Annotated in this window: 8 protein-coding genes and 1 pseudogene; 8 read left to right on the forward strand and 1 reads right to left on the reverse strand. The window is 66.7% G+C overall.

From position 1 onward, the window contains the following. The 5 genes from VSR34_RS05010 (at position 1) to VSR34_RS05030 (ending at position 8,582) form a co-directional block, all read left to right on the forward strand. Positions 1-3,636 (forward strand): 5-oxoprolinase/urea amidolyase family protein, encoded by a 3,636-nt coding sequence (locus VSR34_RS05010; protein ID WP_342962012.1) that lies wholly within the window; start codon positions 1-3, stop codon positions 3,634-3,636. Then, on the forward strand, positions 3,627-5,468 hold the full coding sequence (gene atzF, locus VSR34_RS05015) for an allophanate hydrolase (RefSeq protein WP_342962013.1): 1,842 nt from the start codon (positions 3,627-3,629) through the stop codon (positions 5,466-5,468). The genes VSR34_RS05010 and atzF overlap by 10 nt, the downstream gene beginning before the upstream one ends. Positions 5,469-5,524: 56 nt before the next feature. Then, positions 5,525-6,592, forward strand: coding sequence for an ABC transporter substrate-binding protein (locus VSR34_RS05020; protein ID WP_028230391.1), 1,068 nt, complete (start codon positions 5,525-5,527; stop codon positions 6,590-6,592). A gap of 43 nt (positions 6,593-6,635) precedes the next feature. Continuing rightward, positions 6,636-7,607, forward strand: coding sequence for an ABC transporter permease (locus VSR34_RS05025; protein ID WP_028210320.1), 972 nt, complete (start codon positions 6,636-6,638; stop codon positions 7,605-7,607). Positions 7,608-7,670: 63 nt separating this feature from the next. Then, positions 7,671-8,582, forward strand: coding sequence for an ABC transporter ATP-binding protein (locus VSR34_RS05030; RefSeq protein WP_028210319.1), 912 nt, complete (start codon positions 7,671-7,673; stop codon positions 8,580-8,582). A 10-nt stretch (positions 8,583-8,592) separates the two neighbouring features. On the opposite strand, the gene VSR34_RS05035 is transcribed toward VSR34_RS05030, so the two are convergent. Further along, a complete protein-coding gene (locus tag VSR34_RS05035) occupies positions 8,593-9,999 on the reverse strand; it encodes an LLM class flavin-dependent oxidoreductase (RefSeq protein ID WP_028210318.1) in 1,407 nt (468 codons plus the stop codon). 245 nt (positions 10,000-10,244) lie between these two features. Here VSR34_RS05035 and VSR34_RS05040 point away from each other — a divergent pair. The 3 genes and pseudogenes from VSR34_RS05040 to VSR34_RS05050 all read left to right on the forward strand — a co-directional run bounded on the left by VSR34_RS05040 (position 10,245) and on the right by VSR34_RS05050 (position 14,165). Beyond that, positions 10,245-11,763, forward strand: a pseudogene (locus tag VSR34_RS05040) (sugar ABC transporter ATP-binding protein). Between the two features lie 6 nt (positions 11,764-11,769). Beyond that, positions 11,770-12,828, forward strand: a complete 1,059-nt coding sequence (locus tag VSR34_RS05045; RefSeq protein WP_342962014.1) for an ABC transporter permease — start codon at positions 11,770-11,772, stop codon at positions 12,826-12,828. A gap of 86 nt (positions 12,829-12,914) precedes the next feature. Beyond that, on the forward strand, positions 12,915-14,165 hold the full coding sequence (locus VSR34_RS05050) for an SfnB family sulfur acquisition oxidoreductase (RefSeq protein ID WP_028210315.1): 1,251 nt from the start codon (positions 12,915-12,917) through the stop codon (positions 14,163-14,165). The last annotated feature ends 107 nt before the right edge of the window (positions 14,166-14,272 follow it).

Below are 14,272 nucleotides of genomic sequence, written 5' to 3' on the forward strand. Positions count from 1 at the left end.
ATGGCGTTCGACAAGGTTCTCATTGCCAACCGCGGCGAGATCGCGTGCCGCGTGATCCGCACGCTCAAGCGCCTCGGCATCGCATCGGTGGCCGTGTACTCCGAGGCGGACCGCCACGCGATGCACGTGATGCTCGCGGACGAGGCCGTTTGCATCGGGCCCGCGCCCGTCGCGCAAAGCTATCTGAACGCCGAGGCCATTCTCGCGGCGGCGCGCAGCACCGGCGCACAGGCCGTGCATCCGGGCTACGGCTTTCTTTCGGAAAACGAAGCGTTTGCGAGTGCATGCGAGCGGGCGGGCATCGCCTTCATCGGCCCGCGCCCCGAGCACATGACGGCCTTCGGCCTCAAGCACACGGCACGCGAGATCGCGCGCGCCAACGACGTGGCGCTGTTGCCGGGCACCGGCCTGCTGCCCGACGTGGCGTCGGCGCTCGAAGCGGCGGCAACGCTCGGCTACCCCGTGATGCTCAAGAGCACGGCGGGTGGCGGCGGCATCGGCATGTCGCTGTGCCACGATCCCGCGCAGCTCGAAACCGCCTTCGCCTCGGTCGTGCGCCTTGGCGAGAGCAACTTCGCGAATAGCGGCGTGTACCTGGAAAAGTTCGTCGAGCACGCGCGCCATATCGAAGTGCAGGTGTTCGGCGACGGCAGGGGCAATGTGATCTCGCTCGGCGAGCGCGACTGCTCGGTGCAGCGGCGCAACCAGAAGGTGATCGAGGAGACGCCCGCGCCGGGTCTGACCGACGACGAACGCCGCGCTTTGCACGCCACCGCCGTGCGTCTCGCGAAAGCGGTGAGCTATGCGAGCGCGGGCACGGTGGAGTTCGTGTTCGACACGCAAACCCGCGCGTTCTACTTCCTCGAAGTGAACACGCGGCTCCAGGTGGAGCATGGCGTGACCGAGGAGGTGTACGGCGTCGACCTCGTGGAATGGATGATCCGCCAGGCCGAGGGCACGCTTGCGCCGCTCGACACGCTCGCACCGGCCACTACGCTCGCGCCGGGCGCGGCGAGCATCCAGGTGCGCGTCTACGCCGAAGATCCGAATCGCCAGTTCCAGCCGAGTTCGGGGCTGCTCACGCACGTGGCGTTTCCCGCCGATGCGCGCGTGGACACGTGGATCGACGCGGGCACCGAAGTCAGCGCGTTCTACGACCCGCTGCTCGCGAAGATCATCGCCACGGGCGCGACGCGCGAAGCGGCGCTCGCGAAACTCGGCGAGGCGCTCTCGCGAACCGGGCTCTACGGCATCGAAACGAATCTCGACTATCTGCGCGCGATCGTTGGCTCCGCAACGTTCGTGGCCGGCGAGCAGACCACGGGTTTTCTCGGCCGCTTCCTCTTTGCGCCGCACACCATCGACGTGCTCGACGGCGGCGTGCAGACCACGGTGCAGCAGACGCCGGGGCGCCTCGGTTACTGGGACGTGGGCGTGCCGCCCTCGGGCCCGATGGACGACCGCTCGTTCAATCTCGCCAACGCGCTGCTCGGCAACGCGCCCGATGCGGCGGGCCTCGAATTCACGATGGTGGGCGCGACGCTGCGCTTCAACACGGAAACGCTGTTCGTGCTCGGCGGCGCGCCGCTGTCCGCGACGCTGGACCGCGAGCCGGTGCCGTACTGGCAGGTGGTGCGCGCGAGCGCGGGAATGGTGCTCAAGCTCGGCGGCGTGACGGGTGCCGGTGTGCGCGCGTGCCTCGCGGTGAAGGGCGGCCTGCAGGTGCCCGACTATCTCGGCAGCAAGGCGACCTTCACGCTCGGCCAGTTCGGCGGCCACGCGGGTCGCGCGCTGCGCAAGGGCGACGTGCTGCATCTCGCGCCGGATGCAGGCAAGGGCGGGACGGTCGAAGCGGGCACGCGGCTCGCGGCGGAACGCGTGCCGGTGCTCACGCACGAGTGGGCGCTGGCGGTGCTCGACGGCCCGCACGGCGCGCCCGACTTTCTCACGCGCGAAGACATTGCGATGCTCTACGAAGCGCGCTGGACCGTGCACTACAACTCGAGCCGCACAGGGGTGCGCCTGATCGGCCCGAAGCCGCAATGGGCGCGCGCGGACGGCGGCGAGGCGGGGCTGCATCCCTCGAACATCCACGACAACGCCTATGCGATCGGCGCCGTGGACTTCACGGGCGACATGCCCGTGATTCTCGGTCCGGACGGCCCGAGCCTGGGCGGCTTCGTGTGCCCGGTCACGGTGATCGGCGAGGAACTGTGGAAGCTCGGGCAGCTGCGCCCCGGCGATACGGTGCGGTTCGTGCCCGCCGCGCCTGACACGCTTGCCGCTGCAAAAGAAAATGCGCACGAATGCGTGCTCTATCGCGCCGAGCAGGCGGGCGAAGGCGTGGGCGTGGTCTATCGCCGTTCGGGCGACCGCAACCTGTTGATCGAATACGGGCCGCCCGTACTCGATCTGAAACTACGTTTCCGTGTGCATGCGCTGATGAACTGGCTCGAAGCGCACCGCCTGCCGGGTATCGTCGATCTCACGCCGGGTATTCGCTCGTTGCAGGTGCATTTCGATCCCGCGCTGCTCACGCGCGACCAGCTGATCGATCATCTCAAGGATGCCGAGGCAGCGCTGCCCGCCGTCGATGCGATGCGCGTGCCGAACCGCATCGTCCATTTGCCGCTCTCGTGGGACGACCCGTCCACGCGGGTCGCCATCGAGCGGTACATGCAGTCGGTGCGCCCCGACGCGCCGTGGTGCCCGAGCAATATCGAGTTCATCCGCCGCATCAACGGCCTGGCGAGCATCGACGACGTGAAACGCATCGTCTTCGACGCGCGCTATCTCGTGCTCGGCCTCGGCGACGTCTATCTCGGCGCGCCCGTGGCGACGCCGGTCGACCCGCGCCACCGGCTCGTCACCACCAAGTACAACCCGGCGCGCACGTGGACGCCGGAGAACGCCGTGGGCATCGGCGGCGCGTATCTCTGCGTGTACGGCATGGAGGGTCCGGGCGGTTATCAGTTCGTGGGCCGCACCGTGCAGATGTGGAATCGCTATCGCACGACGACCGAGTTCGCGCCGGGCAAGCCCTGGCTGCTGCGCTTCTTCGACGAAATCCGCTTCTACGAGGTGAGCGAAGCGGAACTTGCCGAGTGGCGCAGCGAATTCCTCGCGGGGCGGCGCAATCTGCGCATCGAGGAGTCGGTGTTCGATCTCGGCGAATACGAGCGCTTCCTGCGCGACGAGGCCGCCTCGATCGCCGCGTTCAAGGCGACGCAGCAAGCCTCGTTCGATGCCGAGCGCGAGCGCTGGCGCGCGGCGGGGCAGGCGGACTACGTGGCCGAGGCCGCGGAGGACGAAGCGGCAAGCGCGGCGCGCGCCGCCGTTGCCTTGGCCGACGACTGTCTTGCGATCGGCGCCGATGTTTCGGGCAGCGTCTGGAAGCTGCTCGTTGCAGTGGGTGAGCGCGTCGAAGAGGGCCAGGATCTGGCGATTCTCGAATCGATGAAGATGGAAGTGACCGTGACCGCGAGTGCGGCCGGGGTGATCGAAGCCCTCGATTGCGCGGCGGGCGACGCCGTGGTCACGGGCCAGCGCCTGATGGTGATTCGTGTGGAATCCGAAGTATCAGGCGATACCGAACAAGCAACCGCCGTAAGCGGCGAGGAGGCCGCATGCGAATGAATCAGCACGACGATCTGCCCATGACCATCGATGCGCTGCGCGCACGGTATCTGGACGGCAGCCTCACCCCGGCGCAACTCGTCGAGCGCATCGCCGCGCGTACCGCCGGCGACGATCCGCATCGCGTGTGGATCCGCGCGCTCACGCGCGACGAGATGATGCGTTACGCCGATGCGCTCGCGCAACACGATCCGGCCACGTTGCCGCTTTACGGCGTGCCGTTCGCGATCAAGGACAACATCGATCTCGCGGGCGTGCCGACCACGGCCGGATGCCCCGCCTATGCGTACACGCCGGAGCGCAGCGCGCCCGTGGTCGAGCGGCTGATCGCGGCGGGCGCGATTCCGGTGGGCAAGACCAACCTCGACCAGTTCGCCACGGGGCTTTCGGGCCAGCGCTCACCCTATGGCGCGTGCCGCAACGCGCTCGATCCGGAGTACGCCTCGGGCGGTTCCAGCTCGGGCTCGGCCGTTGCCGTGGCGCTTGGTCTCGCCGCGTTCTCGCTAGGCACCGATACGGCGGGTTCGGGCCGCGTGCCGGCGGCCTTTCATGGTCTGGTGGGTCTCAAGCCGACGAAAGGCGTGCTGAGCACGATGGGCGTGGTGCCCGCGTGTCGCTCGCTCGATTGCGTCTCGATCTTCGCGCCTTCGGCAAACGACGCGCAGCGCGTGTTCGAATGCGCACGCGGCGTGACCGAAGGCGATCCCTATGCGCGCGCCTGGCAACCGGGAGGCCGCGAAGGCGGCTCGCTCGCGGGCGTGCGCTTCGGCGTGCCGCGCGCGGCGCAACTGAACTTCTACGGTGACGCCTCGTATGCGGCAGCGTTCGACGCGGCGCTCGCGAAGCTGCGCGCAGCCGGGGCAGAGCTCGTAGAGATCGACTTCGAGCCGTTCCTCGCCACGGCGCGGCTGCTCTACGAAGGTCCGTTCGTGGCCGAGCGACTTGCCGCGATTCGCCCGTTCTTCGAGGCGCAACCCGAGGCGCTGCACGCCGTCACGCGCGAGATCGTGGGCGGCGCGGCGCGCTGGAGCGCGGCCGACGCTTTCGCGGCGTTCGACCGGCTCGCCGCGCTGCGCATGGAGAGCGAACGCGTGTGGCCGCATGTCGACGCGCTCGTCACGCCGACCTCGCCGACCACGTCGACGGTGGCGGAACTCGAAGCGGACCCGATTGGCGTGAACGCGCGCTTTGGCTACTACACGAACTTCGTGAACCTCCTCGATCTCAGTGCGCTCGCCGTGCCGGCGGGCGAATGCACGACGGGCCGGCACGCGGGCAAGCCGTTCGGCATCACATTCGTTGCGCGTGCACACGACGACGCCTATCTGCTCGGCCTCGCCCGTGCCTGGCTGGGTGAGCATGGGTGCCCGGCGCCGCGTGACGCAAAGGACGACCCGGCGCCCACGGTTCGCGTGGCCGTGGTGGGCGCGCACCTGAGCGGCGAACCGCTCAATGGGCAACTGACCGGGCGCGGCGCACGGCTCGTCGAAAGCACCACCACGGCGAATGCCTATCGTCTTTACGCGCTCCCGCAGGCCCGACCGCAAGATCCCGCGAAGCCTGGCCTCGTGCGTGTGAACGAAGGGGGCACGGCGATCGAGGTCGAAGTCTGGGAGATGCCGACGGCTGCCTTCGGCTCGTTCGTCGCGGCCATTCCGGCGCCGCTCGGCATCGGCACGCTCGAACTCGCGAGCGGGAGCACTGCGCTCGGCTTTCTGTGCGAGAGCGCCGCGCTGGCGAACGCACCCGACATCAGCGCTTACGGCGGTTGGCGCGCGTATCGCGCGGCACAGTCGCAGTCGCAAACCCAAACCGAGCGCATCGGAGCATGAATCCCCACGCCCTTATATCAAGCAGTCCGCTGCATCTTTACTCCTGGAGATCCGTCATGAAGAGAACTCACCTTTCGTTCGCAAGCAAGGCATTCGAGGCGAGCAACACGCGCCAGGCGCAAGCTTCCGCACCCCTGCGCCGCTGGGCGTTACGCGCCGCAAGCGCACTCGCCCTCGCCACGGGCCTCTTCGCAGCCGGCGTGCAGGCCGCGAACGCCGCGCCGCTGCGTATCGGCTATAGCGACTGGCCGGGCTGGGTGGCATGGCAGGTGGCGATCGACAAGGGATGGTTCAAGGAGGCCGGCCTCGACGTGAAGTTCGACTGGTTCGACTACGCGGCCTCGATGGACGCCTACGCGGCCAACAAGCTCGACGCCGTGCTCGTCACCAACGGCGACGCGCTCACGATGGGCGCGAACGGCGCGAAGAACGTGATGGCGCTCATCACCGACTATTCGAACGGCAACGACATGGTCATTGCCAAGCCGCCCGCGCGCAAGATCCAGGATCTCAAGGGCAAAAAGATCGGCGTGGAGTTCGGCGTGGTCGATCACCTGCTGCTGCTCGACGCGCTCCAGCGTGCAGGCATGAAGGAGAGCGACGTCACGCTCGTGAACGCGAAAACCAACGAAACGCCGCAGGTGCTGGCTTCCGCCGACGTCGCGGCCATCGCCGCGTGGCAGCCGAATGCGGGCGAGGCGCAGCGCGCCGTGCCGGGCGCACGCCCCGTGTTCACCTCCGCCGACGAGCCTGGCCTCATCTACGACGTGCTCGCCGTGAACCCCGTGAGCCTGGCCGCGCACAAGGCCGATTACGAGAAGCTCGCGAAAGTCTGGTACCGCGTCGTGAAGTACATCGACGACCCCGCCACGCAGCCCGACGCCGTGAAGATCATGGCCGCGCGCGTGGGCCTCACGCCGGCGCAGTATCTGCCGCTCCTCAAGGGCACGAAGCTGCTCACGCTGCCCGAGGCGCAACAAGCCTACGTGAAGGCCGACGGCTTTCGCTCGCTCTATGGTTCGAGCAAAGCCGCCGACGTGTTCAACGTGAAGTACCAGGTCTACAAGAGCTCGCAGGACGTGAACGCCTACGTGGACCCGTCGCTCACGAGCGCGCTCAAGTAAGGCCACGCTCGTCGAGCCAGTCGTCATCTAGCAGGAGAACAACATGGCCGGAATCAGCCAGACAGGGTGGTTTGCCGTACGCCGCGAGCTTTCGCCGCGCGGGAAGTGGATGTTGGGCATCGGCTCGTTTTTGTTGCCGCTGCTCGTGTGGTGCGTGGTGAGCTACGTGCCCTTCGTCTGGCATCCGCAGGTCTTGATCACGCAACCGGGCAGCGTCGATTATTTCCAGCCCGGCATGCGTGTCGAGAAGGCCGTGTTCGCCGACGAACTCGACCATGCGCGCGAAACGCATGCGGCGCTGCCGGCGGGGGTGAGCGCAAACCCGGTGTATCTGCCCGCGCCGCACGAGGTGCTGCGCGCGTTCTATACCGCGTTCACGACACCGCCCGCCGCGCAGGACGGCGTATGGCTGCATCAGAGCCTGTGGCATAGCATCCAGATCATTTTCTGGGGCTTCGTCGTCTCGTCGCTCGTCGGCGTGCCGCTCGGCATCGTATGCGGCACCTATAGCGTGCTCGCGCGCCTGCAGGAGCCGTTCTTCGAGTTCTTCCGCTATTTGCCGGCGCCCGCGTTCGGTGCGCTGATGGTGGCCGTGCTCGGCATTTACGACGCGCCCAAGATCGCCATCATCGTGATCGGCACGCTGTTCCAGCAGGTGCTCATCGTCGCCAACACCACGCGCAAGCTCGAATACGGCCTGCTGGAAGCGGCGATGACGCTCGGCACCGCGCGCCTGAAACTGCTCACGCACGTGGTGGTACCCGGCATCCTGCCCGACCTCTACCGCGACCAGCGCATCCTGCTCGGCTGGGCGTGGACCTACCTGATCGTTGCGGAACTGGTGGGCACGAGTTCGGGCATCACCTGGTACATCACGCAGCAGGCGCGCTACCAGCACTTCGACAACGTCTACGCGGCGATCATGATGATCGGCATCATCGGCCTCGGCACCGATCTCGTGCTCGCCTGCCTCGGGCGCAAGCTGTTTCCGTGGGACCGCACGCTCAAGGCGTGAGGCATGTAACGCCCGGCAGTCATTCGCTCTAATCGCAGCGCATAGCATCTCAAGGACCGCATCATGTTCAATCCGCAAACCGTTCCCGACTATCTCCTCCAGTCCGATGCGGTGCGCGCGCGTTTCGAACGGCTGAAAACGCGTGAGCCGATTCTCGAAGTGCGCAATCTCACGAAGCGCTTCGTCACGCCGCAAGGCGAGCACACAGCGCTCGCCGACGTGAGCTTCACCACTCACCGGCGCGAGTTCGTGTGCGTGATCGGACCTTCGGGCTGCGGAAAATCCACGCTCATTCGGATTCTCGCGGGCCTCGAAACTCAATCGTCGGGTGAAGTGCGCGTGAACGGCAAGGCGGTGAGCGGGCCCGGCGCCGACCGCGGCATGGTATTCCAGGGCTATACGCTGTTTCCATGGCTCACCGTCAAGAAAAACGTCATGTTCGGACTACGAATGAACGGACAGGGGCGGGCGCAGGCCGAGCGAGAGGCGCTGCAATGGCTCGATCTCGTGGGCCTCGAAAAATTCGCCAACGCCTATCCGCACCAGCTTTCGGGAGGCATGAAGCAGCGGGTGGCGATTGCGCGCGCGCTCGCCAACCGGCCCGGCATCCTGTTGATGGACGAGCCGTTCGGCGCACTCGACGCCCAAACGCGCGCGAAGATGCAGGCCCACCTGCTCGACATCTGGCGCAACGTCGACGTCACGATTTTTTTCATTACGCACGATCTCGACGAGGCGATCTATCTCGCCGATCGCATTCTCGTGTTAAAGGCGAACCCCGGTGCGGTGCAGGAGCTGATCGAAGTGCCCGTGCCGAGGCCGCGCAGCTACGCACAGTTCAATTCGCCGGAGTTTCTCGCGACGCGTGCGCGGCTGGAAGGGCTCATTCATCCCCCAGAGCAGCCTTCCGGGGACGACGCCGCCGTCCAGCCGCACATGATCCGTCTCACGGACATTCACGATTCGGTCGAGTAATGAATACGGTTTAGACGGCAGCGGCGGCGCGCGCGTTGGCCTCTTCGCGCTTGACGCGCTCGATATCGCGAAAGCGTGCGGCGGGATGGTGCGCCGGCAAGGTTGCCGCGGCGCCGAAGAGCTTCTCGCGCAAGGTGCCAGGCGCGTATTCGCGCGGGTAGACGCCGCGGCGCTGCAGCTCCGGCACGAGATGGTTGACGACGTCCTCAAAGGTCTCGTGCGCGACCGCGTAGGCGAGGTTGAAGCCGTCGACGTCGGTCGCCTCCACCCATTGCTGGAGGATATCGGCGACGGTCGTGGGCGAGCCGACGAACACCGGCCCGAGGCCGCCAACACCGCCCCACCTGGCGAGTTCTTCGATGGTCCATGCCTTGTCGCCGCCGGAGAGGTGCTCGACCGCGGAAACGATCGCATTGGTCTCCACGCGCCTGACCGTATCGGTCGGCAGGTATTGGCCGAAGTCGATGCCGGTCCAGCCCGACATGAAGACGAGCGATCCGTCGTATGAGACATGCTTGCCGTATGCCTCGAATTTCGCTTGCGCCCTGGCATCGGTTTCGTCCACGATCACCGTCACCAGGTTGTAGACGAGCAGCTCGCGGGGGTCGCGTCCGGCGAGCGCTGCTTCGCGGCGCACGTCGCTCACATAGCTGCGCAGCAGCGACTGCGTGGGCGCGGCGACGAATACGCATTCGGCATGCCGGGCCGCGAAGGTCTTTCCGGGGCCGGACGCGCCGGCCTGAAACAACACGGGCGTGCGCTGGGGCGATGGCTCGCACAGGTGATAACCTGGCACATCGAAGTATTTGCCCTTGTGCCCAATTTCATGCACTTTTTCCGGCCGCGTGAACACCCGCCGCTCCCGGTCGCGAACGACGGCGCCGTCTTCCCAGCTGCCCTCCAGGAGCTTGTAGAGCACTTCCACGTACTCCGTTGCGACTTCGTAGCGGCTATTGTGGTCGAGCAGCCCCGCCTGTCCCGTGTTCTTCGCGCCGCTCTCGAGGTACGAAGTGACGACATTCCACGCGAGCCGGCCTTGCGTGTGATGGTCGGCCGTTGAGAGGCGCCGCGCGAACGTGTAGGGATGCTCGAAGCTCGTGGAAGCCGTGATGCCGATGCCAAGGTGCTCGGTGACCATCGCGATGGGCGCGGCGAGCTGGAGCGGATCGTTCACCGGAATCTGCGCGGCTTGATGGAGCGCGTGATAGTTGCTGCCCTTGTAGACGTCGTAATAGCCGATCACGTCGGCAATGAAGATCGCGTCGAACACGCCGCGTTCGAGGATCTTCGCGAGATCCGTCCAGTAGGCGAGATCCTTGTATTGCCACGAGCGGTCGCGCGGATGGGTCCAGAGTCCGGGAGACTGGTGGCCCACGCAGTTCATTTCGAAGGCGTTCAAGCGGATGTTCTTGCTCATGGTGCTCACGTGCTCCTGTCAGCCGGTGCGTGCCTGGTGGGAACGAGCAGTATAGAAATGCGCGATTGGGCGATCCAATATCGAATTCGCGAATCGATATCGGCACAGCAGATTTGTGCGCAAGGCGGTGCGCCGCGCTTGTCTCCACGCAGCAATGACGGATGCGGTCCATAGGTCGCCTTAGCAATGGCGTTCGCATGAATATGAGCAACCCTTCGTTGGACTCGCCACGGCGCATCGTTAGGATGAACGCATTGCTTCGTCCACGCGACCTTCATGTCCTCGCCGATCCTCACTGCCCACGCCATCACGAAGCGCTTCGGCGCAACGATTGCCTTGGCGCGGCTCGACTTCTCGATCCGCGCAGGCGAAGTGGTGGCGCTCATGGGCGCGAATGGCGCCGGCAAGTCAACGCTCGTGAAGATCCTGAGCGGCGTGCAGGCGCCCGACGAAGGCCGCATGGCGCTCGGCGGAAGCGAATACGCGCCGCGCACGCCGCACGAAGCGCGGCGCCAGGGTGTGGCGACCGTGCACCAGTCGATCGCCGATACGGTCGTGCCGTCGCTTTCCATAGCGGAAAACCTGCTGCTGGAGCAGCTATGCGATCGCGGCGCGCCGTGGTGGACGCCGCGCGCGGCACGCCGTGCCCGCGCGAAATCGCTTGCCGCTCGTGTTGGGCTCGATGCCGACCTCGATGCACCGCTCGGCTCCCTGTCGCTTGCGGGACAGCAGCGCGTCGCGCTGGCGCGGGCGCTCTCGACGCGGCCGAGCCTGCTGATTCTCGACGAGCCGACGGCGAGCCTGTCGGCGGCGGAGGCGGAGCGTCTCTACGTCTTGATCGAGGCGTTGCGTGCCGAGGGTGTGGCGGTACTGCTCGTCTCGCATCGCGTTGCGGACTTGAGGCGGCTGGCGACGCGCGTCGCGATCGTTCGCGACGGACGGATCGTGGCGGAGCGCCGCGCACCGATCGATTTCGACGCGGCGCTCGAAACGATGATCGGCCGGCCATTGCCGTCGCGCCAGCGTGCGCGCGCAGCGGCCGGCGAGACGGCGGCTCCGGTGCTGAGCCTGCGCGGCATGCGGCTCGGCCCGCAGGGCGACGCCTTCGACCTGGCGGTGCGCGAAGGCGAAATCGTCGCCGTGGTCGGGCCGGTGGGTGCGGGCAAGTCCCGGCTTGCACAGGTGATCTTCGGGGCCGCGCGTGCGGGAGGCGGCACGATGACGCTCGACGCTCGCGCGTGGCAGCCGCGCTCACCCGCCGACGCGATCCGCGCAGGCGTGTTCCTTGCCGGCGAGGACCGCTGGCGCACGTCGCTATTCCCGGACACGGTGCCGTTCGCGTCTATCGCCGGAACGATCAGCTTTCCCTTTCTCGCGCGCTGGCGGCGTAGTGGTCTCGCGCCTCGGGCACGCGAAGAGGCCGCCGCCCGTGAGGCGATCCAGGCGTTCGGCATCCGATGCGCGGGGCCCGGCGATCGTCTCGCGCGGCTCTCCGGCGGCAATCAGCAGAAAGTGCTGCTCGCGCGCTGGCATACCGAACCCGCCCGCGTATTGCTGCTCGACGAGCCGTTCCAGGGCGTGGACGCGCTCGCGCGTGCGGACATCGCTTCCACGCTGCGGCGTGGCTCGGCTGGCCGCGCCACGATCGTATTCGTCAGCGATCTCGACGAGGCCCACGAAGTCGCCGATCGCATCGTGCATTTCGACCGCGGTTCGATCGAACGGACTCGACCCGCCATGCCCCTCATTCAAACGGAACCGTGAAGCATCATGAAATCAGCCGCACCGACTCTCGAGCATGATGAATCACGCGCATCCAGCACCAGGCCGCGCCGCCGTCCAAACGCGCTCGCGTTGCTCGAACGCGCTGCCATCCTGGCGGTGCTTGCCGTGCTCATTGCCGTCTTCAGCGTGAAAGAGCCGGCATTCATCAGCATTGCCAACCTTTTCAGCATTCTTCAGGCGGTGTCGATCGTCGCGCTGCTCGGCATTGGCGTGACGATCACACTCGCGGCCGGCGGCTTCGATCTTTCCGTGGGCAGCGTGGCGGCTTCGGCGCAGATGGCCGCGAGTTACGTGCTCGTGGTGTGGCATGGCAATGCATGGGGCGCCGCAGCGGCGTGCCTCACCCTGGGCATTGCGGCAGGGCTCTTCAATGGTGTGCTGATCACGCGGCTGCACGTGCCGGATCAGCTCGCCACGCTCGGCACGCTATTCCTCCTTGCGGGCCTGCAACTCATTCCCACCGGCGGACGTTCGCTCGCCACCGGCACGATCCTTCCGGATGGCAGCGAAGCGAGCGGTATGTTTCCGGACGGCTTCCTCGCACTCGGACGCGCGCGTCTTTTCGAAGTCGTTCCGGTGCCCGTGCTCGTGCTGCTCGGCGTGAGCGTGGTGGTCTCGTTCGTCATGGCGTCGACGCGTTGGGGGCGCGTGTTTTATGCGATCGGCGGCAACGAGACCGCCGCACGGCTGGCCGGCGCCCCCGCGGCGCGCTACCGGAGCGCGGCTTACGTGGCTTCCGCGACGATCGCGTCGCTGGGCGGCCTGCTCATTGCCGCTCGCGTGGGGCGCGGCGACGTCAGTGCGGGACATTCGCTGCTGCTCGATGCCGTGGCGGCCGCGCTCGTGGGCTACGCGGTGTGGGGCGCGCGGCGGCCGAACGTGCCCGGCACCGTGATCGGCGCAGTGTTCGTAGGCGTTCTGCTCAACGGGCTGACCATGCTCAACGCGCCGTATTACCTGCAGGACTTCATCAAAGGCGCGCTGCTGGTGGTGGCGCTGGCGTTCACCTTCAGCGTTGGACGCAGGGCCGATGCGCGAGGCTGAGCGCCGTTGTGTCGACATGCGGGGGCGATGGGTCCGTCGCGCGATGAATGATCAGTTACTCAACCTGTTCGACTGGAGCGAAAAACATGGCAGAGATACGGGAGCGCAACGAGGCGGCGCAAGCGAGCACCGCAGCCGGCACGGCGCCGCAGGCGGTGCGGGTGATCGCCACCGACGGCGAAGCGATCGAGGTGGCCCGGGCACTGGCCGCCCGCCTCGCGCAGGGCGCCGCCGAGCGCGATAGCGAAAGGCGACTGCCGCGCGAGGAAATCGAGTGGTTTTCGCAATCGGGACTGTGGGGCATCACGGTGCCGAAAGCGTATGGTGGCGCGGGCGTGTCGTTCGTCACCCTCACGGAAGTCTTCAAGCTGATCTCAGCGGCGGATCCGTCGCTGGGCCAGTTGCCGCAGAATCATTTCGGCCTCGTGGACGTGATCGCGCTCACGGGCACCGAAGAGCAGAAGCGTTATCTGTTCGGTGAAGTGCTCGCGGGCAAACGCTTCGGCAACGGATTTTCCGAGAAAGGCACGAAACACGTGCTCGATCTGAAGACGCGCGTGCGGCGCGACGGCGACGACTACGTGGTGGACGGCACGAAGTTCTATTCGACAGGTGCGCTCTTCGCGCACTTCGTCCCGGTGCTCGGTCTCGACGAAGAAGGTCGCGGCTGGCTCGCCTACATCCCACGGGACACGCCAGGACTCGCGGTCGTGGACGACTGGTCAGGCTTCGGTCAGCGCACGACGGCGAGCGGCACGGTTACGCTGGAAAACGTGCGGGTGCCTGCTTCGCTCGTGTTGCCGGCGCATCGCGTTTCGGAACTGCCGACGCTCAATGGGCCCGTTTCGCAGATCCTGCAGGCCGCAATCGATGCCGGAATCGCGCGCGCCGCGATCGACGACACGCTTGCGTTCGTGCGCTCGCGTTCGCGCCCGTGGGTGGACAGCGGCGTGGAGCGTGCGAGCGAGGATCCGTTGACCGTGCGCGAAATCGGCAATTTGCACATTCGCCTGCATGCGGCGGAGGCGCTGCTCGAACGGGCGGCCCGCCTGTTCGACGAGATCGCGGCGCAAGGCACGACCACGGAAGACGACGTCGCGCGCGCATCGGTTGCGGTCGGCGAGGCCAAGGTGCTCACCACGGAAACGGCCCTGCTCGCGGGAGAGAAGCTCTTCGAACTCGCGGGAACCCAGTCGACGCTGGCCGCGCACAACCTCGACCGCCACTGGCGCAACGCGCGTACGCATACGCTGCACGATCCGGTGCGCTGGAAGTACCACCTCGTCGGTAACTTCTATCTCAATGGTGTCAAACCGGCGCGTCACGCCTGGAACTGATGCGCTCTCACCCACGATCTCGATCCACAATCCAAACGTACGGGAACATCATGAGCATAACGAAACAAAAAGTGGCGGACGGTGCGCGATGGGGTCTGCCGGTGCGT

Source organism: Paraburkholderia sp. JHI2823 (genome assembly GCF_038900695.1).
GTDB classification, from domain to species: domain Bacteria; phylum Pseudomonadota; class Gammaproteobacteria; order Burkholderiales; family Burkholderiaceae; genus Paraburkholderia; species Paraburkholderia mimosarum.

Bases quoted from the DNA above. Each gene is read 5' to 3' on its own strand.
- VSR34_RS05010 (WP_342962012.1), top strand. From the start codon at position 1: ATGGCGTTCGACAAGGTTCTCATTGCCAACCGCGGCGAGATCGCGTGC.
- atzF (WP_342962013.1), top strand. From the start codon at position 3,627: ATGCGAATGAATCAGCACGACGATCTGCCCATGACCATCGATGCGCTG.
- VSR34_RS05020 (WP_028230391.1), top strand. From the start codon at position 5,525: ATGAAGAGAACTCACCTTTCGTTCGCAAGCAAGGCATTCGAGGCGAGC.
- VSR34_RS05025 (WP_028210320.1), top strand. From the start codon at position 6,636: ATGGCCGGAATCAGCCAGACAGGGTGGTTTGCCGTACGCCGCGAGCTT.
- VSR34_RS05030 (WP_028210319.1), top strand. From the start codon at position 7,671: ATGTTCAATCCGCAAACCGTTCCCGACTATCTCCTCCAGTCCGATGCG.
- VSR34_RS05035 (WP_028210318.1), bottom strand. From the start codon at position 9,999: ATGAGCAAGAACATCCGCTTGAACGCCTTCGAAATGAACTGCGTGGGC.
- VSR34_RS05045 (WP_342962014.1), top strand. From the start codon at position 11,770: ATGAAATCAGCCGCACCGACTCTCGAGCATGATGAATCACGCGCATCC.
- VSR34_RS05050 (WP_028210315.1), top strand. From the start codon at position 12,915: ATGGCAGAGATACGGGAGCGCAACGAGGCGGCGCAAGCGAGCACCGCA.